Genomic DNA, 23,479 nt, shown 5'->3' with positions numbered 1-23,479 from the left:
ACCATGGCGCCAAGGCCGGCGCCCAGCAGCAGCGCCAGGCCGCGGCGCGTGCGGATCCTCGCCGGCTTATTCGCCATGCTTGAGGAAGACATGGAAGCCCTCGTCCGCGTAGGCGGCGGGCGGCAGTTCGTCGAGCAACATGGCGGCGTCGACATCGGCGAGTTCCTCGATCCGCTGCTGCTGTTGCCATTGGTAGATGCCGGCGAGTCCGCCGGCCAGCGCGACCAGCGTCCATACCAGGCCGAGCCGGCGCACCCAGTCGCCCAGCGGCCGCATGGCGCGGCGAGCGTCGCCGTGCAGCGACGGGCCGGCCGCGGCAAGGCGGGGTGATGTTTGAGGCGCTTCGACGCGGCGGCGCGACAGCGCCACGCGGCGTGCGGCGGCCAGCCGGTCGGCGATGTCGGCCGGCACCTGGTGGGCGGAGGCGTCCAGCATGGCGGTGATCTGCCGGGCCAGGCGGCGTTGCTCGATCTCGGATGCGTTTCTGCTGTTCATAGTCGGAGTCCCCGGGCGCGCAGCGCCTGCGCCAGGGCATGCGTGGCGCGCGAACAGTGGGTCTTGACGCTGCCTTCGGAACATCCCATGGCAGCGGCCGTTTCCGCGACGTCCATATCCTCCCAGTAACGCAGCAGGAAGGCCTCCCGTTGACGGGTGGGCAGGCGCTGCACTTCTTCCTCGATGATGCGCATGGTCTGCACGCGCTCGAACCGGTCTGCGCTGCTCTCGGCGGCCTGCGAACCCGGCTCGCTCTCCAGCGCCTCGAGCAGGTCGGCGTCCTCGCCGTCGCGCTCGTCGCGCAGGTTCGAGAACAGCGTGACCCAGGTATTGCGCACCTTCTGGCGGCGAAACCAGTCGTGGATGGTGTTCTGCAGGATGCGCTGGAACAGCGGCGGCAACTCGGCCGGGCCGCGGTCGCCGTATTTTTCGGCCAGCTTGATCATCGCGTCCTGGACGATGTCCAGGGCCGCCTGTTCGTCCCGTACCGCGAATACCGCGTGCTTGAAGGCGCGGCGTTCGGCGCTGGCGAGAAAATCGGATAGTTCCTGTTCGGTTGCCATGCGGCGGGCAAGGGCGGCCGGCGCGCATGCCGCACCATGGCGGGGCGGCCGGCAGCCCGGAAATCAGCAAAATGCGCCGATGCTAGCAAATAACCGGGCGGCCGTGTCGCCCCGGCGACACGATACGAGACCATAGACCGTGCTGGTGCGATGCAGTATCATCGACAGTTCACGACATCAGTGGTTGTCTCATCTGGCCGCTTATGAGGCGGTCTCCCATGCAGACGCGCACCGCTTGAACCCGTGCCACAAGCCCGGCAGAGAGCATCCAAACAATTTTTTGCCGAAAATTGCAAAGGACTGACATGAACATGCCCAGCGCGGAATTCTCCCACGCCGACAGCAATTCATCCGCCGCACCCGAAATGATCGGGGCGGAAATCCTCGTCCACGCACTTGCCGAAGAAGGCGTCGAATACGTCTGGGGTTATCCCGGCGGCGCAGTGCTGTATATCTACGACGAGCTGTACAAGCAAAAGAAAATCGAGCACATCCTGGTGCGCCACGAGCAGGCCGCGGTCCACGCCGCGGACGGCTATGCGCGCGCGACCGGCAAGGTGGGCTGCGCGCTGGTGACCTCGGGTCCCGGCGTGACCAATGCCGTTACCGGCATCGCCACCGCCTATCTGGACTCGATTCCGATGGTCGTGATCACCGGCAACGTGCCGACCCACGCGATCGGCCAGGATGCGTTCCAGGAGTGCGACACCGTCGGCATCACGCGCCCGGTGGTCAAGCACAACTTCCTGGTCAAGGACGTGCGCGATCTGGCGGCGACGATCAAGAAGGCCTTCTATATCGCGGCGACCGGCCGTCCCGGCCCGGTGGTGGTCGACATCCCGAAGGACGTGTCGCGCAATGCCTGCCGCTACGAGTACCCGAAGGCGATCGACATGCGCTCGTACAACCCCGTCAACAAGGGGCATTCGGGCCAGATCCGCAAGGCATTGGCGCTGCTGCAGAGCGCCGAGCGGCCGCTGATCTATTCCGGCGGCGGCGTGGTGCTGGCCAATGCCAGCGACGAGCTGCGCCAGCTGGCCGCGCTGACCGGCCATCCGGTCACCAACACGTTGATGGGCCTGGGCGCGTTCCCCGGCACCAGCAAGCAGTTCGTCGGCATGCTGGGCATGCACGGCACCTACGAAGCCAACATGGCGATGCAGAACTGCGACGTGCTGATCGCCATCGGCGCGCGCTTCGACGACCGCGTGATCGGCAATCCGGCGCACTTCACCTCGCAGCCGCGCAAGATCATCCATATCGACATCGACCCCTCGTCGATCTCGAAGCGGGTCAAGGTCGACATCCCCATCGTCGGCAACGTCAAGGACGTGCTGCAGGAGCTGATCGCGCAGCTGCAGGCCAGCGACGTCAAGCCCCGCCGCGAGGCGCTGTCGCGCTGGTGGGAGCAGATCGAGCAATGGCGCTCGGTCGACTGCCTGAAGTACGACCGCAACTCCGAGATCATCAAGCCGCAGTACGTGATCGAGAAGATCTGGGAACTGACCGGCGGCGATGCCTTCATTTGCTCGGACGTCGGCCAGCACCAGATGTGGGCCGCGCAGTTCTACAAGTTCGACCAGCCGCGCCGCTGGATCAACTCGGGCGGCCTCGGCACGATGGGCGTGGGCCTGCCGTACGCGATGGGCATCAAGAAGGCGTTCCCGGACAAGGAGGTCGTCACCGTGACCGGTGAGGGCTCGATCCAGATGTGCATCCAGGAACTGTCGACCTGCCTGCAGTACGACACCCCGGTCAAGATCTGCGCACTGAACAACCGCTATCTGGGCATGGTGCGCCAGTGGCAGGAGATCGAGTACGACAACCGCTACTCGCATTCCTACATGGACGCGCTGCCCGACTTCGTCAAGCTGGCCGAGGCCTATGGCCACATCGGCATGCGCATCGAGAAGACCGCCGACGTCGAGCCGGCGCTGCGCGAAGCCTTCCGCCTGAAGGACCGCACCGTGTTCCTGGACTTCCAGACCGACCCGACCGAAAACGTCTGGCCGATGGTGCAGGCGGGCAAGGGCATTTCGGAAATGCTGCTCGGCGCGGAGGACCTGTGATGCGACACATCATTTCGGTCCTGCTGGAGAACGAACCGGGTGCGCTGTCGCGCGTGGTCGGGCTGTTCTCGGCGCGCGGCTACAACATCGAGACGCTGACCGTGGCGCCCACCGAGGATGCCTCGCTGTCGCGGATGACGATCGTGACGACCGGCTCGGATGACGTGATCGAACAGATCACCAAGCATCTGAACCGGCTGGTCGAGGTGGTCAAGGTGGTCGACCTGACCGAGGGCGCGCATATCGAGCGCGAGCTGATGCTCGTCAAGGTGCGCGCGGTCGGCAAGGAGCGCGAGGAGATGAAACGCACCGCGGACATCTTCCGCGGCCGGGTCATCGACGTCACCGAGAAGACCTACACGATCGAGCTGACCGGCAACGGCAGCAAGCTCGATGCCTTCCTCGATGCGATCGATCGCAGCGCGATCCTGGAGACCGTCCGTACCGGCGGCTCGGGAATCGGCCGCGGCGAGCGCATCCTGAAGGTCTGACGCCGGTCTCTCGCGCGGCAACCCCACCACACCACATTGCAGTATCGACGGCGGCGCGCACGCGCCGACTACATGCGCGGCGCGTCGTCGACTCCCAACATCGGAAAAAGAGCGAAGGAATCATCATGAAAGTGTTTTACGACAAGGACGCCGACCTGTCCCTGATCAAGGGCAAGAACGTCACCATCATCGGCTACGGCTCGCAGGGTCACGCCCACGCGCTGAACCTGAACGACTCGGGCGTCAAGGTGACGGTCGGCCTGCGCAAGAACGGCGCGTCGTGGAACAAGGCCGTCAACGCCGGCCTGCAGGTCAAGGAAGTCGCCGAGGCGGTCAAGGACGCCGACGTGGTGATGATCCTGCTGCCGGACGAGCAGATCGCCGACGTCTACAAGAACGAAGTGCACGACAACATCAAGGAAGGCGCCGCGCTGGCCTTCGCCCACGGCTTCAACGTGCACTACGGCGCGGTGATCCCGCGCGCCGACCTCGACGTGATCATGATCGCGCCGAAGGCCCCGGGCCACACCGTGCGTTCGACCTACAGCCAGGGCGGCGGCGTGCCGCACCTGATCGCGGTGCACCAGAACAAGTCGGGCGCCGCCCGCGACATCGCGCTGTCGTATGCCACCGCCAACGGCGGCGGCCGTGCCGGCATCATCGAGACCAACTTCCGCGAAGAGACCGAGACCGACCTGTTCGGCGAGCAGGCCGTGCTGTGCGGCGGTACCGTCGAGCTGATCAAGGCCGGTTTCGAGACGCTGGTCGAAGCCGGCTACGCGCCGGAAATGGCCTACTTCGAGTGCCTGCACGAACTGAAGCTGATCGTCGACCTGATCTATGAAGGCGGCATCGCCAACATGAACTACTCGATCTCCAACAACGCCGAGTACGGCGAGTACGTGACCGGCCCGCGCGTCGTCACCGAGGAGACCAAGAAGGCCATGAAGCAGTGCCTGAAGGACATCCAGACCGGCGAATACGCCAAGAGCTTCCTGCTCGAGAACAAGGCCGGCGCCCCGACCCTGATCTCGCGCCGCCGCCTGACCGCCGAGCACCAGATCGAGGAAGTGGGTGCGAAGCTGCGCGCGATGATGCCCTGGATCGCCAAGAACAAGCTGGTCGACCAGTCGAAGAACTAAGCGTGCCGAACGCCGCGCCGCCGGGTTTGCCGGCCGGCGCGGCCTCAGCCCCGCAGCCGTTCAGCCTTCCGTCCCCCAGAGGCGGTGGCCATGGCCAGACCATGGTCCGCCGAGGGAAAACGGGCGAGGGCTGGGCGGCTTTTTGTTATCCTTGTCAGACTTGACTGACCTCCATTGACCTCTTTCCCACCTGCATGAACTATCCCCATCCGCTGATCGCCCGTGAAGGCTGGCCGTTTCTGGCCGGCGCTTTTGTCATTTCGCTGCTGGTGCATGCCAGCGCGGGATTCTGGTGGGCGCTGCCGTTCTGGATCGTCACGGTGTTCGTGCTGCAGTTCTTCCGCGATCCGCCGCGGCCGATTCCGACCCAGCCCAACGCGGTGCTGGCGCCGGCCGACGGACGCATCGTCGCGGTCGAGAAGACCCAGGACCCCTACGCCGGCCGCGAGGCGCTGAAGATCAGCGTGTTCATGAACGTCTTCAATGTGCATTCGAACCGCGTGTCGGTCGACGGCACCGTCGAGAAGATCGATTATTTCCCCGGCCAGTTCGTCAACGCCGATCTGGACAAGGCCTCGACCGAGAACGAGCGCAACGCGGTGGTGATCCGCCGCACCGGCGACGGCAAGGTCGTCACGCTGGTGCAGGTCGCCGGCCTGATCGCGCGGCGCATCCTGTGCTACACGCGCGTCGGCGACACGGTGGCGCGCGGCCAGCGCTACGGCTTCATCCGCTTCGGCTCGCGCGTCGACGTCTATCTGCCGCTGGACGCCCGGCCGCGCGTGACGATCGGCGAGAAGGTGTCGGCCTCGTCGACGGTCCTCGCCGAGCTGGATTGAGCCACGGCGATCGAGGAGATTCGGCATGGGTGCATTCAACCGGCGCAACAAGCGCGTGATCGGCGGCAACGTGACCCATCTGCGGCCGTTCCGCCATAACCAGATGCGGGGCGCGGAGATCGATCCGGTGGACGACGACGAGCTCGAGGTCGAATACGTGCGCCCGCGCCGGCGCGGCATCTACCTGCTGCCGAACGCCTTCACCACGGCCGCGCTGTTTGCCGGTTTCTTCGCCATCGTGCAGGCGATGAACATGCGCTTCGATGTCGCCGCGATCGCGATCTTCGCGGCGATGGTGCTCGACGGCATGGACGGCCGCGTGGCGCGCATCACCAATACGCAGAGCGCCTTCGGCGAGCAGTACGACTCGCTGTCGGACATGACCTCGTTCGGCGTCGCGCCGGCGCTGGTGATGTACGAATGGATCCTGAAGGACCTCGGCAAGTGGGGCTGGATCGCGGCCTTCGTCTATTGCACCTGCGCGGCGCTGCGGCTGGCGCGCTTCAACGCCAATATCGGAGTGGTCGACAAGCGCTTCTTCCAGGGCCTGCCAAGCCCCGCAGCGGCGGCGCTGGTGGCCGGCTTCGTCTGGCTGGCGATCGACAACAAGCTGCCGGTGCGCGAGCTGTGGATGCCCTGGGTGGCGTTCACGATCACGCTGTACGCCGGGCTGTCGATGGTCACCAACGCGCCGTTCTACAGCGGCAAGGCGCTCGACGTGCGCCACCGCGTCTCCTTCGGCGTGATGATCCTGGTGATGGTGCTGTTCGTGGTGGTGTCGAGCGATCCGCCGGTGGCGCTGTTCGGGCTGTTCGTCGGCTATGCGATCTCGGGCTACGTGCTGTGGGGCTGGCGCGCGATGCACGGCGAGCAGGGCGGCGTGGCGCGTGCCCGGGTGGACGGCTCGGACTGACACCGTCCTCGCCGGAACCATGGCGGATGTCGATTTGATGAACGGAAAAGGCGCTTCGGCGCCTTTTTCGTTTTTGCGTTTCCTTGCGATTCCCCGCTTGTGATGTGCGTCCGATTCGCGGTATGTTGCCGTTGCGTCATGCCGCGAGGGCATGGCGGCCCGCCGCGTAGCCATGCCCGGCTACCGACTTGCCACTGACACAAGGAGAATCCCATGAGCGTGCTGGATTTCATCAAGGAAGCAGGCGAGAAGCTGTTCGGCCGCGAAGCCAAGGCCGCCGAGCCGGCCCAGGCCGCGCCCGCCGCGGATGCCGCGCAGAAGGCCGAGGCGGCCAACCGCACCGCCGGCGAAGCGATCGAAAACTACATCCGCAAGATGGGTCTCGATGCGACCGGGTTGTCGGTGCAGGTCGACGGCGCCCAAGGCAAGGTCACGGTATTTGGCGTCGCGCCGGACCAGGCCACGCGCGAGAAGATCATCCTGTGCTGCGGCAACGTCGAGGGCGTCCAGCAGGTCGAGGACAAGATGTCGGTCAACGTCGAGTCCGAATCGGCCCAGTGGCACACCGTGGCCAAGGGCGACACGCTGTCGGCGATCGCGCAGAAGTACTACGGCAAGGCCTCCGCCTACAACGCGATCTTCGAGGCCAACCGGCCGATGCTGTCGCATCCGGACAAGATCTATCCGGGCCAGAAGCTGCGCATTCCGCCGCAGGCCTGATGCTCCTGCCGCGGCCCCGCATCGCGCGGGGCAGGCCGGCGCGCGGCCGCTGGGGAAAACCCGCGTGTTGCGCGCCGTTGCCATCTCGGCTATATTCGCTGCCATGATTTCGCGCCAAGCCCGACTCGCCCGTACCCTGCTAGGTAGCCTACTAGGCAGCCAGGTCGGGACGCGCGCGCGCTGAGGAAGCGATACCTTAACGCGAAGTCGCACAGGATTTATCCACGCCCCGGCCTGCATCCCTGCACGCCGGGGCGTTTTGCATTGTGCCGCAGCGATCGGCGACGATGCGAACAGCCGGCAGCGGGGCACCCGGAACAGAAACCGCCGAAACCCGTTCGAGCACTTATCCCCCAGGAGCGTTTTCCATGTCGGACAAACTGATCATTTTCGATACCACCTTGCGCGACGGCGAGCAGTCGCCCGGCGCCTCGATGACGCGCGAGGAGAAGATCCGCATCGCGCGCCAGCTCGAGCGCCTGAAGGTCGATGTGATCGAGGCCGGCTTCGCCGCCAGCTCGAACGGCGACTTCGAGGCGATCCGCGCGATCGCGCAGACCGTCAAGGACTCGACCATCTGCTCGCTGGCCCGCGCCAACGACAAGGACATCGCCCGCGCCGCCGAGGCGCTCAAGCCCGCCAACTCCTTCCGCATCCATACCTTCATCGCCACCTCGGCGCTGCATATGGAAAAGAAGCTGCGCATGACGCCGGACCAGGTCTACGAGCAGGCGCGCCTGGCGGTGCGTTTCGCGCGCCAGTTCACCGACGACATCGAGTTCTCGCCGGAAGACGGCAGCCGCTCCGACATGGACTTCCTGTGCCGCGTGCTCGAGGCCGTGATCGACGAGGGCGCGACCACGATCAACCTGCCGGACACGGTCGGTTATGCGGTGCCCGAAGGCTATGCCGCGCTGATCCGCTCGGTACGCGAACGCATTCCGAATTCGGACAAGGCGGTGTGGTCGGTGCACTGCCATAACGACCTGGGCATGGCGGTGGCGAACTCGCTGGCCGCGGTCAAGCTCGGCGGCGCGCGCCAGATCGAATGCACGATCAACGGCCTGGGCGAGCGCGCCGGCAACACCAGCCTCGAAGAGGTGGTGATGGCGGTCAAGACGCGGCGCGACTACTTCAATCTGGATGTGGGCGTCGATACCACGCAGATCGTGCCGGCGTCGAAGCTGGTCTCGCAGATCACCGGCTTCGTGGTGCAGCCGAACAAGGCCGTGGTCGGCGCCAACGCCTTTGCGCACGCCTCCGGCATCCACCAGGACGGCGTGCTGAAGGCGCGCGACACCTACGAGATCATGCGGGCCGAAGACGTGGGCTGGACCGCGAACAAGATCGTGCTGGGCAAGCTGTCGGGCCGCAACGCGTTCAAGCAGCGCCTGCAGGAACTCGGCATCGAGCTCGACAGCGAGAGCGAGGTCAATGCCGCCTTCGCGCGCTTCAAGGAGCTGGCCGACCAGAAGGCCGAGATCTTCGACGAGGACATCATGGCCATCGTCTCGGACGAGGCCCATGACGCCAACGAGCACTATCGCTTCATCTCGCTGTCGCAGCGCTCGGAAACCGGCGAGCGGCCGCATGCACGCGTGGTGTTCAACATGGACGGGCAGGAGTACACCGGCGAAGGCGAGGGCAACGGCCCGGTCGATGCCACGCTGCACGCGATCGAAGGCAAGGTGAACAGCGGCGCCGAGCTGGTGCTGTATTCGGTCAACGCGATCACCACCGGCACGCAGGCACAGGGCGAGGTCACGGTGCGGCTGTCGAAGGCCGGCCGCATCGTCAACGGCGTGGGCACCGATCCGGACATCGTCGCGGCCTCGGCCAAGGCCTATCTGGCCGCGCTGAACAAGCTGCACGACAAGGCGGTGCAGAAGATCAATCCGCAGATCTGATCGCGCAGGCTGCGGGCGCGCCGGACCGCAACGCCGGTCGTTCGCGAGCATGGCTCGCGGACGCCCGGCGTTTTTTCATGGGCGCCGGCCCAGGCCTGAAACGTGTGGTCCCGCGCCGGCCATCCCTTTCGCAGGTTTCGCTGTCCGCGCCGTGAGCGCTACCTAGCGGATCGTTTCGCGCGGATCGGCCAGCGGATCGGGCGTGATCTGGGTCTGCCGCAGCACGCCGGCGTCGTCGAAATAGAAGTGGAACAGCGACGGCCAGTTCTCCTCGTGCAGGAAGCGGTACGACCAGACATCGCGGCGCATCAGCGGAAAATACTGCGTCGGCTCGCGCGGCAGGCCGAAATGCTCGGCGACGTCGCGCTTGGTCCAGGTGCCGATCCGCGCCTTGTACAGCTCCGTGGTGGTCAGCATCTGGCGGAAGCGCGTCAGCTTGCCGCCGGTATCGAAGTCGGCCGCATAGGCCTGGCGCCCGAGCGGCTGCTTCGAATAGATCCAGCGCACGGTGCCGTCGTCGAGCCGGTAGATGTCGGTGGGCTCGCCGAAGGTCGCGCGTACCGTGCTCTCGGGCGCGCCGATCAGCTTCTGCGCCTCCTGTACCGGCTGCAGGTAAACGCACGCCGTCAACAGGGCGCCGCAGGAGCCGAGCGCCAGCCAGCGGCCAATGCTTTCCAGTGCTTTCATTGCGATCCTCGATCCTTTATTGCAACGGATAGCGGCAGTGTAGCGCCGCAGGCGCCGCATCGCACCGCCGGCGCGATTGCAAGGCGGTGAGCGCTGGCTTACCATGCTGCGCTTTCGCGGAGGTCGTTCGATGGTTGGGAAGGGGTGGCTGGGGGCTTGCCTGTTGGCCCTGGCGGCGGGTGTCGCGTCGGCGCAGGAGCCGATCCGGCTCGGCATGATCGACGGGCTGTCCGGCCCGTTCGCCAATGCCGGCGAAGCGGTGGTGCGCAATCTTCGGCTCGCCATCGACCGGGTCAACGCCCGCGGCGGCGTGCGCACCGCGGAAGGGCAGCGCCCGCTGGAGCTCGTCACCTTCGACAGCAAGGGCAATGTCGACGAGAGCCTGATCCAGTTCCGCGCGCTGGTGGACCGCCGCATCCCCTTTGTGCTGCAGGGGAACAGCTCCGCGGTCGCCGCCGCGCTGGTCGGCGCGGTGAACCGCCACAACGCGCGCCAGCCCGATGCGCGCGTGCTGTTCATGAACTATTCGGCGGTCGATCCGGCCCTGACCAACGAGAACTGCAGCTTCTGGCATTTCCGCTTCGATGCCGGCGCCGACATGCGGATGGAGGCGCTGACCGAGGTCATCCGCGCCGACGCCAGCGTGCGCCGCGTCTACCTGATCGCGCAGGACTACAGCTTCGGCCACCAGGTCTCGCGGCTGGCGCGCGACATGCTGGCGGCCAAGCGCCCCGATGTGAAGATCGTCGGCGACGAGTTCCACCCGATCGGCAAGATCAAGGACTTCGCGCCGTATATCGCCAAGATCAAGGCCAGCGGTGCCGACGCGGTGATCACCGGCAACTGGGGCAACGACCTGACGCTGATGGTCAAGGCGGCGCGCGAGGGCGGCCTCGGCGCCAAGTTCTACACCTTCTACGGCAATGGCCTGGGCGCCCCGGCGGCGATGGGCGAGGCCGGCGTGGGCCGGGTGCTGGCAGTGGCGGAATGGCATCCGAACGTGGGCGGCGCCGCCTCCGATGCCTTCTATCAGGCCTTCCGCAGCCGCTATCCCGAGCCGAAGGACGACTACGTGCATCTGCGCATGCAGATGATGGTCGAGATGCTGGCGCGCGCGATCGAGCAGGCCGGGTCCACCGATGCGGTCAAGGTCGCGCGGGCGCTGGAGGGCATGCGCTACGTCAACGACTTCCATGACGCCACCGTGCGCGCGGACGACCACCAGGTGCTGCAGCCGCTCTATGTGTCGATGATGGAGCGCCAGGGCGGCGAGGTGCGCTTCGACAACGAGGGGTCGAGATTCGGCTTCCGCACGGTCAAGCGGCTGAAGTCGGCGCAGACCACGCGCGCTACCACCTGCAAGATGGAGCGCCCCTAGGTATCTGCCCGCCGGTATTGGAAGGGCACGGGCAGGCGGTTTTGCCCGGCCACCCCAGTTGCGCTATAATGCGCGGCTGTCGTTCAGGCGGCACTCGCGGTAACGCGGGCGCGCCAGGCGGCAATGCAGTGTGCGGCGCAAGCCGCACGTTTATCCCGCACGACGATCGCGGCCCTGGCGCTGCGACGTTCGCAAGTGAAAGGAAACATCATGTCCGTAGCCGATATCAACAAGTCCGAAGTCATCAAGCAGTTCGCCCGCGGCGCCAACGACACCGGCAGCCCCGAAGTCCAGGTCGCTCTGCTGACCACGCGCATCAACGAACTGACCCCCCACTTCAAGGCCAACATGAAGGATCACCACAGCCGCCGCGGTCTGCTGCGCATGGTGAGCCGCCGTCGCCGCCTGCTGGACTACCTGAAGTCGAACGACGCCGATCGTTATCGCGCGCTGATCGAGAAGCTGGGCCTGCGCAAGTAAATTGCGCCAGGCTGCTCGGATCGGGGAAGGGAAGAGGATGGCGATGCCGATGCCGGCATGGTCGGCACTGTCGGTCCTCGCACCGCACGCCCCGGCGTGACGCCAGGATGCCTGCGTCAGCTCTGCTGATGCAGGCATTTTGTTTTTTGCGGCGGCGAATCGGCCGTGGCGGCAAATGCCGCGAAGCCGAATGACGCCGCGGGCGGCCGGCCTGCCCGGGCGCCGTTGCCGTTGCGCCACGATGCGCAACGGAGTAAGTTAATTCGTTCTTTTCATTCATGACACCGGAGTCCGGCAAGGAAACAGGGCCTTGTGTCATTCCAGCGCCTCATCGAATATCGGCAGCGATCGTTTCACCTTGATCGCTGCGCATCGATCGTCGTGCATCGATGCCGCGGCGGCGACCGCGGTGACGCGCTGGAATGGCATAGCACTTCCCTGCGACCGCGCCTGACAGCGATCCGGCAGCAATGCCCGCGGCTGCATCACGCGGGCGCCGGCACGCCGGCGGGCCCGATGGCCCGTCGCCGTGCAAGCACACAGGGGAACGCTCATGTCCATGTTCAATAAGGTCGTCAAGCAATTCCAGTGGGGCCAGCATACGGTCCGCATGGAAACCGGCGAAATCGCCCGCCAGGCCGGCGGCGCGGTGCTCGTCGATGTCGAGGACACCGTGGTGCTCGCCACCGTGGTGGCCGCCAAGCAGCCCAAGCCGGGCCAGGATTTCTTCCCGCTGACGGTCGACTACATCGAGAAGACCTATGCCGCCGGCAAGATCCCGGGCGGCTTCTTCAAGCGCGAAGGCCGTCCGTCGGAGAACGAGACGCTGACCTCGCGCCTGATCGACCGTCCGCTGCGTCCGCTGTTTCCGGAAGGCTTCTATAACGACGTGCAGGTGGTGATCCACGTCGTCTCGCTGAACCCCGAAGTGCCGGCCGATATCCCGGCGCTGATCGGCGCCTCGGCCGCGCTGGCGGTCTCGGGCATTCCGTTCAACGGCCCGGTCGGCGCCGCCCGCGTCGGCTACCAGAACGGCCAGTACCTGCTGAACCCGACCCGCAGCCAGCTGGCCAGCTCGGACCTCGACCTGGTCGTTGCCGGCACCGAGCGTGCCGTGCTGATGGTCGAATCGGAAGCCAACCAGCTGTCCGAGGACGTGATGCTGGGCGCCGTGGTCTACGGCCACGAGCAGATGCAGGTCGCGATCAACGCGATCCACGAGCTGGTGCGCGAAGGCGGCAAGCCCGAGTGGAACTGGGCGCCGGCGCCCAAGAACGAGGCGCTGATCGCCAAGGTTGCCGAGGTCGGTTCGCCGCTGCTGCAGGAGGCCTATCAGATCCGCCAGAAGTCGGCGCGTTCGCAGAAGGTCAAGGAAGCCTACGCCGCGGTCGAGGCCCGCCTGGCCGAAGCCGGCGTCGAGTTCGACAAGGTCGAGGTCGGCAACATCCTGTTCGATCTGGAAGCCAAGATCGTCCGTGGCCAGGTGCTGGCCGGCGAGCCGCGCATCGACGGCCGCGACACGCGCACCGTGCGCCCGATCGAGATCCGCTCGTCGGTGCTGCCGCGCGCGCACGGCTCGGCGCTGTTCACCCGCGGCGAGACGCAGGCGCTGGTGGTGGCCACGCTGGGCACCAAGAGCGATGAGCAGATCATCGACGCGCTGGCCGGCGAATACCGCGACCGCTTCATGCTCCACTACAACATGCCCCCGTTCGCCACCGGCGAAACGGGCCGCGTCGGTTCGCCCAAGCGCCGCGAAATCGGCCACGGCCGTCTGGCCAAGCGCGCGCTGATTCCGGTGCTGCCGGCCGAGGACGAGTTCGCCTACACGATCCGCCTGGTCTCGGAAATCACCGAGTCGAACGGCTCGTCGTCGATGGCTTCGGTCTGCGGCGGCTGCCTGGCGCTGATGGACGCCGGCGTTCCGGTCAAGGCGCACGTGGCCGGCGTGGCCATGGGCCTGATTCTGGAAGGCAACAAGTTTGCCGTGCTGACCGACATCCTGGGCGACGAGGACCACCTCGGCGACATGGACTTCAAGGTGGCGGGTACCGACAACGGCATCACCGCGCTGCAGATGGACATCAAGGTCCAGGGCATCACCAAGGAGATCATGCAGGTCGCGCTGGCGCAGGCCAAGGAAGGCCGCCTGCATATCCTGTCGAAGATGCAGGAAGCGATGGGCCATGCGCGCACCGAACTGTCGGAGCACGCGCCGCGCATGATCACGATGAAGATCCATCCGGACAAGATCCGCGAGGTCATCGGCAAGGGCGGCTCGACCATCCAGGCGCTGACCAAGGAAACCGGCACGACCATCGACATCCAGGAAGACGGCACGATCACGATCGCGTCGACCTCGACCGAGGGCATGGCCGAGGCCAAGCGCCGCATCGAGGGCATCACCGCGGAAGCCGAAGTGGGCAAGATCTACAACGGCACCGTGCTGAAGCTGCTGGACTTCGGCGCCATCGTCAACATCCTGCCGGGCAAGGACGGTCTGCTGCATATCTCGGAGATCGTCAACGAGCGCGTCAAGGACATCAAGGACTGGCTGAAGGAAGGCCAGCAGGTCCGCGTCAAGCTGATCCAGGCCGACGAGAAGGGCCGCCTGCGTCTGTCGCTGAAGGCGGCGATGGCCGAGGAGGGCGGTTCGATCGCCCCGCTGGCCAACGCGGAAGCGCCGGCAGCGCCGGCCGAACCGACGGGCGGCGAGCAGCAGTAAGCCGGTGCGGGGCCGCCGTGCCCGCGCAAGCGGGGCGACGGTTTCTCGGTCGGACGCAATGCGTGTGGAAAAACGGCTGGGCGATGCCCGGCCGTTTTTTTGTTTACACTGCCGCCAGTCCCTCAGGGCAGGCGCGATCGTTCGCGCTTTCTTTTTTCCCTTTCCGCATCCCTACCGCGCGCCAGGCGCGGTTTCAGTTTTCAAGGAGCCAGCATGCAAGCCATCGAGATCCGCGAATACGGCGGCCCCGACGTGTTGCAGCCGACCGAGCGCCCCGATCCGGCGCCCGGTCCCGGTGAAGTCCTGATCCGCGTTGCCGCGGCCGGCGTCAACCGGCCCGACGTGTTCCAGCGTACCGGCAACTATCCGGTGCCGCCGGGGGCCTCCGATCTGCCCGGTCTCGAGGTCGCGGGCGAGATCGTCGGCGGCGATCTGTCGCATCCGGACAATCGCTTCGGCCTGAAGGTCGGCGACCGCGTGTGCGCGCTGGTGCAGGGCGGCGGCTACGCGCAGCTGTGCACCGCGCCGCTGGCGCAGTGCCTGCCCGTGCCGCAGGGCCTGAGCGATATCGAGGCCGCGGCCTTGCCCGAGACCTTCTTCACGGTGTGGAGCAATGTGTTCGACCGCGGCTATCTTGGACGCGGCCCGCGCGGCAAGGACGAGACGCTGCTGATCCAGGGCGGTTCGAGCGGTATCGGTACCACCGCGATCCAGATCGCCAAGGCGCTCGGCCACAAGGTCTTCGTCACCGCCGGCAGCGACGAGAAGTGCCGTGCCTGCGAGGCACTCGGCGCCGACCGCGCGATCAACTACAAGACGCAGGACTTCGCCGCCGAGGTCAAGACGCTGACCGGCGGCCGCGGTGTCGACGTGATCCTCGACATGGTGGCCGGCCCGTATCTGGCGCGCGAGCTGTCGTGCATCGCCGACGATGGCCGCATCGTCATCATCGCGCTGCTCGGCGGTGCCAAGGCGGAGATTCCGCTCGGCGACATCCTGCGCCGCCGTATCACCGTCACCGGCTCGACGCTGCGGCCGCGCCCGGCCTCGTTCAAGGGCGAGATCGCCCGCGCGCTGCACGAGCAGGTGTGGCCGCTGCTGGCCGACGGCAGCATCAAGCCGGTGATCCACCAGGTGTTCCCGGCCGCGCAGGCCGCCGACGCCCATCGTCTGATGGAGTCGAGCGAGCATGTCGGCAAGATCGTGCTGACCTGGTAACGGGTGGCCGGGCCGGGCCCGGCTCGGCTCGGCGCGGCCATCGGGCCGGGCTGATGGACGGCGCTGGGCGGGACCGTGCAGGACCGGGCCGATGGCTTGGGCGGGGTTGGGCTGGCCTGGGCTCGCCGGGGCTGGCCGGGGCTGACCGGGGCTGGCCGGGGCTGACCGGGGCTGGCCGGGGCTGACCGGGGCTGACCGGGGCTGGCTTGGTCGGGCTTCGTCAGGCGCTAGGTTCGCGCGCTTTCCGGCCGATCGGCGTAGCGCCCCGTCCCCGCGCACGGTAGAATAGCGGGTTTGATTTTGAGAGGCGCTTTCGTGAGACAAAAGCTCGTCATCGGCAACTGGAAGATGCATGGCAGCCTGGCTGCCAACGAGGCCCTGCTGAACGGTATCAAGGCCGGCGCCCCTGCGGGTGCCAGCCTCGCGGTGTGCGCGCCGTTCCCCTATCTGGCGCAGTGCCAGGCGTTGCTGGCGGGCAGCCAGGTCGCCTGGGGCGCCCAGGACGTGTCGGCCGAGGCGCGCGGCGCGTTCACCGGCGAGGTGGCGGCGTCGATGCTGGCCGAGTTCGGCGTCAGCTACGTGCTGGTGGGGCATTCCGAGCGCCGCACCTATCATGGCGAGAGCGATGCCGCTGTCGCCGCCAAGGCGCTGCGGGCCCTCGAATTCGGCATCGTGCCGGTGATCTGCGTCGGCGAGACGCTGGCGCAGCGCGAGGCGGGCGAAACCGAGGCCGTGGTCGGCCGGCAGCTGCAGGCCGTGCTGGACGCGCTGTCGGTGGAGCAGCTGGGTCGCGTGGTGCTGGCCTATGAGCCGGTCTGGGCCATCGGTACCGGCAAGACCGCCAGCAAGGAGCAGGCCCAGGCCGTGCACGCCTTCCTGCGGGCCCAGGTGGCTGCGCGCGAGGCCGGCGTGGCGCAGCGCATGGCGATCCTGTACGGCGGCAGCGTCAAGCCGGACAATGCGGCCGAGCTGTTCTCGATGGCCGATATCGACGGCGGCCTGATTGGCGGCGCCTCGCTCAAAACCGAAGATTTTCTCGCGATCGGCAACGCCTGATGCCGGCCGCACCGACCGTCTGAATCAGGCAAGCGAATCGAATCCATGGCAATTCTGAAAACTCTATTGATGGTCGCGCAGGTGCTGTCGGCACTGGGCGTGATCGGCTTGGTGCTGCTGCAGCACGGCAAGGGCGCCGACGTCGGCGCGGCGTTCGGCTCGGGCGCCTCGGGCAGCCTGTTCGGCGCCACCGGCTCGGCCAACTTCCTGTCGCGCACCACGGCCGTGCTGGCCACGCTGTTCTTCGTCTGCACGCTGGCGCTGACGCTGCTGGGCAACTACCGTCCGTCGGCCTCGCTGGGCGTGATGGGCGCGGCTCCGCAGACCGCTCCGGCCCCGGCCGCCTCGGTGCCGGCTGCATCGGCCCCGGCCGCTGCCGCATCGGCGCCGGCGGCTCCCGCCGTGCCGAAATAATCCGGCATTCGCGCCCGGGATTGCCGAACATTTTGCACTTGTGCATTGAACAAAGTGGCGATCATGGGTTAGAATGCAGGGCTTGAAACGATTCCCCAGCGACGGTTCCTGGTGGTGCAGCCAAATAGCAAAAATGGCCGCAAAACCGGCATACCGAAGGGCTTGAAACCCGGCGCCAGGCAATATTGTTTCTCCCCCAGCCGACGTGGTGAAATTGGTAGACACGCTATCTTGAGGGGGTAGTGGCGAAAGCTGTGCGAGTTCGAGTCTCGCCGTCGGCACCAAACAACTTGATCGGAGTCTGCTCCCGGGCAATGCCCCGGTGAGGGGCTCCGGCAGTCCGCAAGGCGGCGCCGTGATGTCTGCGCAATGGCGTTGGGCGCTTGGGGTGGGCAACAGGACGCCGCTTCAGCTGGTGCTGTTGACAACATTCCAGATAAGGCTGGCCGTACCTTGAATCTCGAAGCCTATTTCCCCGTTCTCATCTTCATCATCTTCGGCGTGGTGCTCGGCCTCGCGCTGATGTCGATCGGCCGGATCCTGGGTCCGAACAAGCCCGACGCCGCCAAGCTTTCGCCCTACGAGTGCGGCTTCGAAGCGTTCGAGGACGCGCGCATGAAGTTCGACGTGCGCTATTACCTCATCGCCATCCTTTTCATTCTGTTCGATCTCGAAACCGCTTTCCTTTTCCCGTGGGGCGTCGCCCTGCAGGACATCGGCTGGCCGGGTTTCATCGCCATGGGCGTGTTTCTGCTGGAATTCATCGTGGGCTTCGTCTACATCTGGAAAAAGGGCGCGCTCGATTGGGAGTGATGTGAAATGGCAATCGAAGGCGTTCTGAACGAAGGCTTCGTCACGACTACCGCTGACAAGCTGATCAACTGGACCCGCACCGGGTCGCTGTGGCCGATGACCTTCGGCCTGGCCTGCTGTGCCGTGGAAATGATGCATGCCGGCGCCGCGCGCTACGACATGGACCGCTTCGGCGTGATCTTCCGCCCGTCGCCGCGCCAGTCGGACGTGATGATCGTGGCCGGCACGCTGTGCAACAAGATGGCCCCCGCCCTGCGCAAGGTGTACGACCAGATGGCCGAGCCGCGCTGGGTCATCTCGATGGGCTCGTGCGCCAACGGCGGCGGCTACTATCACTACTCGTATTCGGTGGTGCGCGGTTGCGACCGGATCGTGCCGGTCGACATCTACGTGCCGGGCTGCCCGCCGACGGCCGAAGCGCTGATCTACGGCATCATCCAGCTGCAGAACAAGATCCGCCGCACCAACACCATCGCGCGCAAGGGTTGACATGGCCAAGCTCGATACCCTGAAGTCCGCGCTGGAGAAGGCGCTCGGCAATCGCATCGGCAAGCTGGTGGAGTCGTTCGACCAGCTGACGCTGATCGTCAAGGCCGACGACTACCTCGAAGTGGCCCGCATCCTGCGCGACGATCCGTCGCTGCGTTTCGAGCAGCTGATCGACCTGTGCGGCGTCGACTATTCCACCTATGGCGACGGCGCCTGGGACGGTCCGCGTTTCGCCGCGATCTCGCACCTGCTGTCGCTGACGCATAACTGGCGCCTGCGCGTGCGCGTGTTCGCGCCGGACGACGACATGCCGGTGATCCCGTCGCTGATCGACGTGTGGAACTCGGTCAACTGGTTCGAGCGCGAGGCGTTCGACTTCTTCGGCATCATCTTCGAAGGCCATCCGGACCTGCGCCGCATCCTGACCGACTACGGTTTCGTCGGCCATCCGTTCCGCAAGGACTTCCCGGTGTCCGGCTATGTCGAGATGCGCTACGACCCCGAGCAGAAGCGCGTCATCTATCAGCCGGTCACGATCGAACCGCGCGAGCTGACGCCACGGGTGATCCGCGAGGAAAACTACGGCGGCCTGAAGCACTGACCGGCACTGAGAACCCGCGATGGCAGATATCAAGAATTACACCCTGAACTTCGGTCCGCAGCACCCGGCGGCGCACGGCGTGCTGCGCCTGGTGCTGGAGCTGGACGGCGAAGTGATCCAGCGCGCCGACCCGCACATCGGCCTGCTGCACCGTGCCACCGAGAAGCTGGCCGAGCAGAAGACCTGGATCCAGAGCGTGCCGTACATGGACCGTCTCGACTACGTGTCGATGATGGCCAACGAACACGCCTACGTGATGGCGATCGAGAAGCTGGTCGGCATCGACGTGCCGATCCGCGCGCAGTACATCCGCGTGATGTTCGACGAGATCACGCGCCTGCTGAACCATCTGATGTGGATCGGCTCGCACGCGCTCGACGTCGGCGCGATGGCGGTGTTCCTGTACGCGTTCCGCGAGCGCGAGGACATGTTCGACATGTACGAGGCGGTGTCGGGCGCGCGGATGCACGCGGCCTACTATCGTCCGGGCGGCGTCTATCGCGACCTGCCCGACACGATGCCGCAATACAAGGCGTCCAAGGTCCACAACGAGCGGGCGATCAAGGCGATGAACGAGGCGCGTTCCGGCTCGCTGCTCGACTTCATCGAGGATTTCACCAACCGTTTTCCGAAGTACGTCGACGAGTACGAGACGCTGCTGACCGACAACCGGATCTGGAAGCAGCGCCTGGTCGGCATCGGCGTGGTCAGCCCGGAACGCGCGCTGCAGATGGGCTTTACCGGCCCGATGCTGCGCGGCTCGGGGATCGAGTGGGACCTGCGCAAGAAGCAGCCCTACGAGGTCTACGACAAGCTCGACTTCGACGTGCCGGTCGGCGTGGGCGGCGACTGCTATGCGCGCTATCTGGTGCGGGTGGAAGAAATGCGCCAGTCCAACCGCATCATCAAGCAATGCGTCGACTGGCTGCGCCGCAATCCCGGCCCGGTGATGAGCGACAACCACAAGGTCACGCCGCCGTCGCGCGTCGACATGAAGTCGAACATGGAAGAGCTGATCCACCATTTCAAGCTCTTCACCGAAGGCATTCGCGTGCCGGAGGGCGAGACCTACGCGGCGGTGGAGCACCCGAAGGGCGAGTTTGGCATCTACGCGATCTCCGACGGCGCGAACAAGCCGTACCGTCTGAAGATCCGCGCACCGGGCTTTGCCCACCTGGCCGCGCTCGACGAAATGGCCAAGGGCCACATGATCGCGGATGCGGTGACGATCATCGGTACGCAGGACATCGTGTTCGGCGAGATCGACCGCTAACGACGTGCCGCCGCCGGACGACGATCCGGACCGACCGCGGCAAGCCGGCATGGGGCTCATGCCTGCGAGGACAACGCAGCGACGGCTGCAACTGATGCGGACCGCGCCACCGGCTGGCGCGTTTCGCTTGTAAATCGGCGCATTAGGCAACACCACGGCAACGACCATGCTATCAGCAGAAGCTCTCAAGGAAATCGATCGCGCGATCGCCAAGTATCCGGCCGACCAGAAGCAATCGGCCGTGATGGCGGCATTGGCCGTGGCGCAGGGCGAAGTGGGCTGGGTGTCCCCGGAAGTCATGGAATTCGTGGCCAAGTACCTCGACATGCCGCCGGTGTGGGTGGAGGAAGTGGCCACCTTCTACAACATGTACGACACCAAGCCGGTCGGCCGCTACAAGCTGACCGTCTGTACCAACCTGCCTTGCGCACTGTCCGGCGGCGAGCGTGCCGGCGAGTACCTGAAGCGCAAGCTGGGCATCGACTACAACGAGACGACCCCGTGCGGCACCTTCACGCTGAAGGAAGGCGAGTGCATGGGCGCCTGCGGCGACGCCCCGGTGATGATCGTCAACAACACCCGCATGTGCAGCTTCATGAGCGACGCCAAGCTCGACGCGCTGGTCGACGAGCTCAAGGCCGAAGCCGCTGCCAAGGGGGACAAGTAATATGACCTGTCTGCACGACCGCCATATCCAGCCGCTGATCCTGGCCGGGCTGGATGGCAAGAACTGGCATCTGGAAGACTACGTCAAGCGCGGCGGCTATCAGCAGCTCAAGCGCATCCTGACCGAAAAGGTGCCGCCCGAGCAGGTGATCGCCGACGTCAAGGCCTCGGGCCTGCGCGGCCGCGGCGGCGCGGGCTTCCCCACGGGCCTGAAGTGGAGCTTCATGCCGCGTCAGTTCCCGGGCCAGAAGTACCTGGTCTGCAATACCGACGAGGGCGAGCCGGGCACGTTCAAGGATCGCGACATCATCCGCTACAACCCGCACGCGCTGATCGAAGGCATGGCCATCGGCGCGTACGCGATGGGCATCACCGTGGGCTACAACTACATCCACGGCGAGATCTGGAACGAATACAAGATCTTCGAGGAAGCCCTCGAAGAGGCGCGCGCGGCCGGCTTCCTGGGTGACAACATCCTGGGCTCGGGCTTCAGCTTCCAGCTGCATGCCCACCACGGCTATGGCGCCTACATCTGCGGCGAGGAAACCGCGCTGCTCGAATCGCTGGAAGGCAAGAAGGGCCAGCCGCGCTTCAAGCCGCCGTTCCCGGCCAGCTTCGGCCTGTACGGCAAGCCGACCACGATCAACAACACCGAGACCTTCGCCGCGGTGCCGTTCCTGCTGGCCGTCGGTCCCGAGAATTACCTGAAGATGGGCAAGCCGAACAACGGCGGCACCAAGATCTTCTCGGTCTCGGGCGACGTCGAGCGTCCCGGCAACTACGAGATTCCGCTCGGCACGCCGTTCGCGACGCTGCTGGAACTGGCCGGCGGCATGCGCGGCGGCAAGAAGCTCAAGGCCGTGATCCCGGGCGGCTCGTCGGCGCCGGTGGTGCCGGCGGACCTGATGATGGCGTCCGACATGGACTACGACTCGATCGCCAAGGCCGGCTCGATGCTGGGCTCGGGCGCGGTGATCGTGATGGACGAGACGCGCTGCATGGTTCGCTCGCTGCTGCGCCTGTCCTATTTCTACTTCGAAGAATCGTGCGGCCAGTGCACGCCGTGCCGCGAAGGCACCGGCTGGCTCTACCGCATGGTGAACCGCATCGAGCATGGTGAAGGCCGCCAGGAAGACCTGGACCTGCTCAACAACGTTGCCGAAAACATCATGGGCCGCACCATCTGCGCGCTCGGCGATGCGGCGGCGATGCCGGTCCGCGGCATGCTCAAGCACTACTGGAAAGAGTTCGAATATCACGTCGAACACAAGCAGTGCATGGTTCCGGCCTACATCTAAGCGTGGCAGAACATGGTTGAACTCGAAATCGACGGCAAGAAGGTTGAGGTTGCGGAAGGCAGCCTGGTGATGGAAGCGGCCCGCAAGCTGGGCACCTACATCCCGCACTTCTGCTATCACCGCAAGCTGTCCATCGCGGCCAACTGCCGCATGTGTCTGGTCGAGGTCGAAAAGGCGCCGAAGGCGCTGCCGGCCTGCGCCACGCCGGTTACCGCGGGCATGAAGGTCTTCACCAATTCGGAGAAGGCGGTCAAGGCCCAGAAGTCGGTGATGGAATTCCTGCTGATCAATCACCCGCTCGATTGCCCGATCTGCGATCAGGGCGGCGAATGCCAGCTGCAGGATCTGGCGGTCGGCTACGGCGCCTCCGAATCGCGCTACAAGGAAGAGAAGCGCGTGGTGTTCCACAAGAACGTGGGCCCCCTGATCTCGATGGAAGAGATGACGCGCTGCATCCACTGCACCCGCTGCGTGCGCTTCGGCCAGGAAGTGGCCGGCGTGATGGAGCTGGGCATGCTGAACCGCGGCGAGCACTCCGAGATCACGACCTTCGTCGGCAAGACGGTGGACTCCGAGCTGTCGGGCAACATGATCGACCTGTGCCCGGTCGGCGCGCTGACCAGCAAGCCGTTCCGCTACACCGCGCGGACGTGGGAGCTGTCGCGCCGCAAGTCGGTGTCGCCGCACGACGGCCTGGGCACGAACCTGATCGTCCAGTCCAAGAACCACCGCGTGATGCGCGTGCTGCCGCTGGACAACGAAGCCATCAACGAATGCTGGCTGTCGGACCGCGACCGTTTCTCGTACGAGGGCCTGAACAGCGCCGACCGCCTGACGCGGCCGATGATCAAGCAGGACAACCAGTGGCTCGAGACCGACTGGCAGACCGCGCTCGAATACGTCGCCAACGGCCTGGCCGGCATCAAGCGCGAGCATGGCGCCGACCAGATCGCCGCGCTGGCCAGCCCGCACGCCACCGTCGAGGAGCTCTATCTGCTCGGCAAGCTGGTGCGCGGCCTCGGTAGCGACAATATCGACTTCCGCCTGCGCCAGGCCGATTTCTCGGCGCCGGTAGCGGGCGCACCGTGGCTCGGCATGCCGATCGCGGACGTGTCGACGCTGCAGGGCGCGCTGGTGATCGGCGCCTCGCTGCGCAAGGATCAGCCGCTGCTGGCCTCGCGCCTGCGCCAGGCTGCCAAGAAGGGTGCACGCGTCGCCGTGCTGGGCGCCAGCCCCGAAGAT

General features: G+C 66.0%; 24 protein-coding genes and 1 tRNA gene. 21 read left to right on the top strand and 4 right to left on the bottom strand.

Annotation, left to right across the window (positions count from 1 at the left end; genetic code table 11):
* Window positions 1-66 precede the first annotated feature (66 nt).
* Window positions 67-495, bottom strand: a complete 429-nt coding sequence (locus tag AC6EI8_RS11895; protein ID WP_149319397.1) for a DUF3619 family protein — start codon at window positions 493-495, stop codon at window positions 67-69.
* Complete coding sequence (locus AC6EI8_RS11890) at window positions 492-1,058, bottom strand: RNA polymerase sigma factor (protein ID WP_006577025.1); 567 nt, start codon at window positions 1,056-1,058, stop codon at window positions 492-494. Before AC6EI8_RS11890 ends, AC6EI8_RS11895 begins: the two co-directional genes overlap by 4 nt.
* Before the next feature lie 305 nt (window positions 1,059-1,363).
* Here AC6EI8_RS11890 and AC6EI8_RS11885 point away from each other — a divergent pair, with 305 nt between their 5' ends.
* From AC6EI8_RS11885 to AC6EI8_RS11855, 7 genes are all read left to right on the top strand, one after another.
* Window positions 1,364-3,127 carry an acetolactate synthase 3 catalytic subunit gene (locus tag AC6EI8_RS11885; RefSeq protein WP_149319396.1) on the top strand — a complete coding sequence of 588 codons (1,764 nt, stop codon included), beginning with the start codon at window positions 1,364-1,366 and terminating at the stop codon, window positions 3,125-3,127.
* Entirely contained in the window at window positions 3,127-3,618 is a 492-nt protein-coding gene (ilvN, locus tag AC6EI8_RS11880; RefSeq protein WP_006577027.1) for an acetolactate synthase small subunit, read from the top strand. Before AC6EI8_RS11885 ends, ilvN begins: the two co-directional genes overlap by 1 nt.
* Window positions 3,615-4,760, top strand: coding sequence for a ketol-acid reductoisomerase (ilvC, locus tag AC6EI8_RS11875; RefSeq protein ID WP_255650881.1), 1,146 nt, complete (start codon window positions 3,615-3,617; stop codon window positions 4,758-4,760). The genes ilvN and ilvC overlap by 4 nt, the downstream gene beginning before the upstream one ends.
* A 194-nt stretch (window positions 4,761-4,954) precedes the next feature.
* Window positions 4,955-5,599: a phosphatidylserine decarboxylase gene (locus tag AC6EI8_RS11870; protein ID WP_149319395.1), complete on the top strand. Its 645-nt coding sequence runs from the start codon at window positions 4,955-4,957 to the stop codon at window positions 5,597-5,599.
* A gap of 25 nt (window positions 5,600-5,624) precedes the next feature.
* Complete coding sequence (gene pssA / locus AC6EI8_RS11865) at window positions 5,625-6,512, top strand: CDP-diacylglycerol--serine O-phosphatidyltransferase (RefSeq protein ID WP_149319394.1); 888 nt, start codon at window positions 5,625-5,627, stop codon at window positions 6,510-6,512.
* Between the two features lie 213 nt (window positions 6,513-6,725).
* Window positions 6,726-7,232: a peptidoglycan-binding protein LysM gene (lysM, locus tag AC6EI8_RS11860; RefSeq protein WP_149319393.1), complete on the top strand. Its 507-nt coding sequence runs from the start codon at window positions 6,726-6,728 to the stop codon at window positions 7,230-7,232.
* Between the two features lie 368 nt (window positions 7,233-7,600).
* Entirely contained in the window at window positions 7,601-9,139 is a 1,539-nt protein-coding gene (locus AC6EI8_RS11855; protein WP_006577032.1) for a 2-isopropylmalate synthase, read from the top strand.
* Window positions 9,140-9,301: 162 nt separating this feature from the next.
* On the opposite strand, the gene AC6EI8_RS11850 is transcribed toward AC6EI8_RS11855, so the two are convergent.
* Window positions 9,302-9,826 (bottom strand): hypothetical protein, encoded by a 525-nt coding sequence (locus AC6EI8_RS11850; RefSeq protein ID WP_498382011.1) that lies wholly within the window; start codon window positions 9,824-9,826, stop codon window positions 9,302-9,304.
* Between the two features lie 130 nt (window positions 9,827-9,956).
* Between AC6EI8_RS11850 and AC6EI8_RS11845 the strand changes: the two genes are divergently transcribed.
* Window positions 9,957-11,204: a branched-chain amino acid ABC transporter substrate-binding protein gene (locus tag AC6EI8_RS11845; RefSeq protein WP_498382010.1), complete on the top strand. Its 1,248-nt coding sequence runs from the start codon at window positions 9,957-9,959 to the stop codon at window positions 11,202-11,204.
* Window positions 11,205-11,414: 210 nt separating this feature from the next.
* On the top strand, window positions 11,415-11,684 hold the full coding sequence (gene rpsO, locus AC6EI8_RS11840; RefSeq protein WP_149319390.1) for a 30S ribosomal protein S15: 270 nt from the start codon (window positions 11,415-11,417) through the stop codon (window positions 11,682-11,684).
* 315 nt (window positions 11,685-11,999) lie between these two features.
* Here the strand turns inward: rpsO and AC6EI8_RS11835 are convergent, their stop codons facing one another.
* The gene (locus AC6EI8_RS11835; RefSeq protein ID WP_498382009.1) at window positions 12,000-12,239 is read right to left on the bottom strand and encodes a hypothetical protein; all 240 of its coding nucleotides are present in this window, start codon (window positions 12,237-12,239) and stop codon (window positions 12,000-12,002) included.
* On the opposite strand from AC6EI8_RS11835, the gene pnp reads away from it, so the two are divergent.
* The 12 genes from pnp to nuoG all read left to right on the top strand — a co-directional run.
* Complete coding sequence (gene pnp, locus AC6EI8_RS11830; RefSeq protein ID WP_149319388.1) at window positions 12,238-14,409, top strand: polyribonucleotide nucleotidyltransferase; 2,172 nt, start codon at window positions 12,238-12,240, stop codon at window positions 14,407-14,409. The two genes, AC6EI8_RS11835 and pnp, sit on opposite strands and share 2 nt — an antisense overlap.
* Before the next feature lie 213 nt (window positions 14,410-14,622).
* The gene (locus tag AC6EI8_RS11825; RefSeq protein WP_149319387.1) at window positions 14,623-15,627 is read left to right on the top strand and encodes an NAD(P)H-quinone oxidoreductase; all 1,005 of its coding nucleotides are present in this window, start codon (window positions 14,623-14,625) and stop codon (window positions 15,625-15,627) included.
* Between the two features lie 315 nt (window positions 15,628-15,942).
* Window positions 15,943-16,683 carry a triose-phosphate isomerase gene (gene tpiA / locus AC6EI8_RS11820; RefSeq protein WP_498382008.1) on the top strand — a complete coding sequence of 247 codons (741 nt, stop codon included), beginning with the start codon at window positions 15,943-15,945 and terminating at the stop codon, window positions 16,681-16,683.
* 45 nt (window positions 16,684-16,728) lie between these two features.
* Complete coding sequence (gene secG, locus AC6EI8_RS11815) at window positions 16,729-17,097, top strand: preprotein translocase subunit SecG (RefSeq protein ID WP_149319385.1); 369 nt, start codon at window positions 16,729-16,731, stop codon at window positions 17,095-17,097.
* A gap of 199 nt (window positions 17,098-17,296) precedes the next feature.
* Window positions 17,297-17,381: transfer RNA gene (locus AC6EI8_RS11810), tRNA-Leu, on the top strand.
* A gap of 169 nt (window positions 17,382-17,550) precedes the next feature.
* Window positions 17,551-17,910 carry an NADH-quinone oxidoreductase subunit A gene (locus AC6EI8_RS11805; protein WP_144828915.1) on the top strand — a complete coding sequence of 120 codons (360 nt, stop codon included), beginning with the start codon at window positions 17,551-17,553 and terminating at the stop codon, window positions 17,908-17,910.
* Window positions 17,911-17,916: 6 nt separating this feature from the next.
* Window positions 17,917-18,399 (top strand): NuoB/complex I 20 kDa subunit family protein, encoded by a 483-nt coding sequence (locus AC6EI8_RS11800; protein ID WP_006156837.1) that lies wholly within the window; start codon window positions 17,917-17,919, stop codon window positions 18,397-18,399.
* Between the two features lies 1 nt (window position 18,400).
* Window positions 18,401-19,000: an NADH-quinone oxidoreductase subunit C gene (locus tag AC6EI8_RS11795; protein WP_149319384.1), complete on the top strand. Its 600-nt coding sequence runs from the start codon at window positions 18,401-18,403 to the stop codon at window positions 18,998-19,000.
* Window positions 19,001-19,019: 19 nt separating this feature from the next.
* Complete coding sequence (locus AC6EI8_RS11790; protein ID WP_149319383.1) at window positions 19,020-20,273, top strand: NADH-quinone oxidoreductase subunit D; 1,254 nt, start codon at window positions 19,020-19,022, stop codon at window positions 20,271-20,273.
* Window positions 20,274-20,439: 166 nt separating this feature from the next.
* The gene (gene nuoE, locus AC6EI8_RS11785) at window positions 20,440-20,940 is read left to right on the top strand and encodes an NADH-quinone oxidoreductase subunit NuoE (protein ID WP_149319382.1); all 501 of its coding nucleotides are present in this window, start codon (window positions 20,440-20,442) and stop codon (window positions 20,938-20,940) included.
* 1 nt (window position 20,941) lies between these two features.
* Window positions 20,942-22,237, top strand: a complete 1,296-nt coding sequence (gene nuoF, locus AC6EI8_RS11780; RefSeq protein WP_053821438.1) for an NADH-quinone oxidoreductase subunit NuoF — start codon at window positions 20,942-20,944, stop codon at window positions 22,235-22,237.
* Between the two features lie 12 nt (window positions 22,238-22,249).
* A partial coding sequence (gene nuoG / locus AC6EI8_RS11775; protein ID WP_498382007.1) for an NADH-quinone oxidoreductase subunit NuoG occupies window positions 22,250-23,479 on the top strand: 1,230 nt, incomplete at its 3' end.

The organism is Cupriavidus sp. R6-3 (assembly GCF_059772245.1).
The sequence above is the reverse complement of the archived record's forward strand: the minus strand, read 5'-3'. Positions and strand labels throughout refer to the sequence as shown.

What these genes read in the sequence shown, in the direction of transcription:
- AC6EI8_RS11895 (WP_149319397.1), bottom strand. Translation starts at nt 495, where the DNA reads ATGAACAGCAGAAACGCATCCGAGATCGAGCAACGCCGCCTGGCCCGG.
- AC6EI8_RS11890 (WP_006577025.1), bottom strand. Translation starts at nt 1,058, where the DNA reads ATGGCAACCGAACAGGAACTATCCGATTTTCTCGCCAGCGCCGAACGC.
- AC6EI8_RS11885 (WP_149319396.1), top strand. Translation starts at nt 1,364, where the DNA reads ATGAACATGCCCAGCGCGGAATTCTCCCACGCCGACAGCAATTCATCC.
- ilvN (WP_006577027.1), top strand. Translation starts at nt 3,127, where the DNA reads ATGCGACACATCATTTCGGTCCTGCTGGAGAACGAACCGGGTGCGCTG.
- AC6EI8_RS11870 (WP_149319395.1), top strand. Translation starts at nt 4,955, where the DNA reads ATGAACTATCCCCATCCGCTGATCGCCCGTGAAGGCTGGCCGTTTCTG.
- pssA (WP_149319394.1), top strand. Translation starts at nt 5,625, where the DNA reads ATGGGTGCATTCAACCGGCGCAACAAGCGCGTGATCGGCGGCAACGTG.
- lysM (WP_149319393.1), top strand. Translation starts at nt 6,726, where the DNA reads ATGAGCGTGCTGGATTTCATCAAGGAAGCAGGCGAGAAGCTGTTCGGC.
- AC6EI8_RS11855 (WP_006577032.1), top strand. Translation starts at nt 7,601, where the DNA reads ATGTCGGACAAACTGATCATTTTCGATACCACCTTGCGCGACGGCGAG.
- AC6EI8_RS11850 (WP_498382011.1), bottom strand. Translation starts at nt 9,826, where the DNA reads ATGAAAGCACTGGAAAGCATTGGCCGCTGGCTGGCGCTCGGCTCCTGC.
- AC6EI8_RS11845 (WP_498382010.1), top strand. Translation starts at nt 9,957, where the DNA reads ATGGTTGGGAAGGGGTGGCTGGGGGCTTGCCTGTTGGCCCTGGCGGCG.
- rpsO (WP_149319390.1), top strand. Translation starts at nt 11,415, where the DNA reads ATGTCCGTAGCCGATATCAACAAGTCCGAAGTCATCAAGCAGTTCGCC.
- pnp (WP_149319388.1), top strand. Translation starts at nt 12,238, where the DNA reads ATGTCCATGTTCAATAAGGTCGTCAAGCAATTCCAGTGGGGCCAGCAT.
- AC6EI8_RS11835 (WP_498382009.1), bottom strand. Translation starts at nt 12,239, where the DNA reads ATGAGCGTTCCCCTGTGTGCTTGCACGGCGACGGGCCATCGGGCCCGC.
- AC6EI8_RS11825 (WP_149319387.1), top strand. Translation starts at nt 14,623, where the DNA reads ATGCAAGCCATCGAGATCCGCGAATACGGCGGCCCCGACGTGTTGCAG.
- secG (WP_149319385.1), top strand. Translation starts at nt 16,729, where the DNA reads ATGGCAATTCTGAAAACTCTATTGATGGTCGCGCAGGTGCTGTCGGCA.
- AC6EI8_RS11800 (WP_006156837.1), top strand. Translation starts at nt 17,917, where the DNA reads ATGGCAATCGAAGGCGTTCTGAACGAAGGCTTCGTCACGACTACCGCT.
- AC6EI8_RS11795 (WP_149319384.1), top strand. Translation starts at nt 18,401, where the DNA reads ATGGCCAAGCTCGATACCCTGAAGTCCGCGCTGGAGAAGGCGCTCGGC.
- AC6EI8_RS11790 (WP_149319383.1), top strand. Translation starts at nt 19,020, where the DNA reads ATGGCAGATATCAAGAATTACACCCTGAACTTCGGTCCGCAGCACCCG.
- nuoE (WP_149319382.1), top strand. Translation starts at nt 20,440, where the DNA reads ATGCTATCAGCAGAAGCTCTCAAGGAAATCGATCGCGCGATCGCCAAG.
- nuoF (WP_053821438.1), top strand. Translation starts at nt 20,942, where the DNA reads ATGACCTGTCTGCACGACCGCCATATCCAGCCGCTGATCCTGGCCGGG.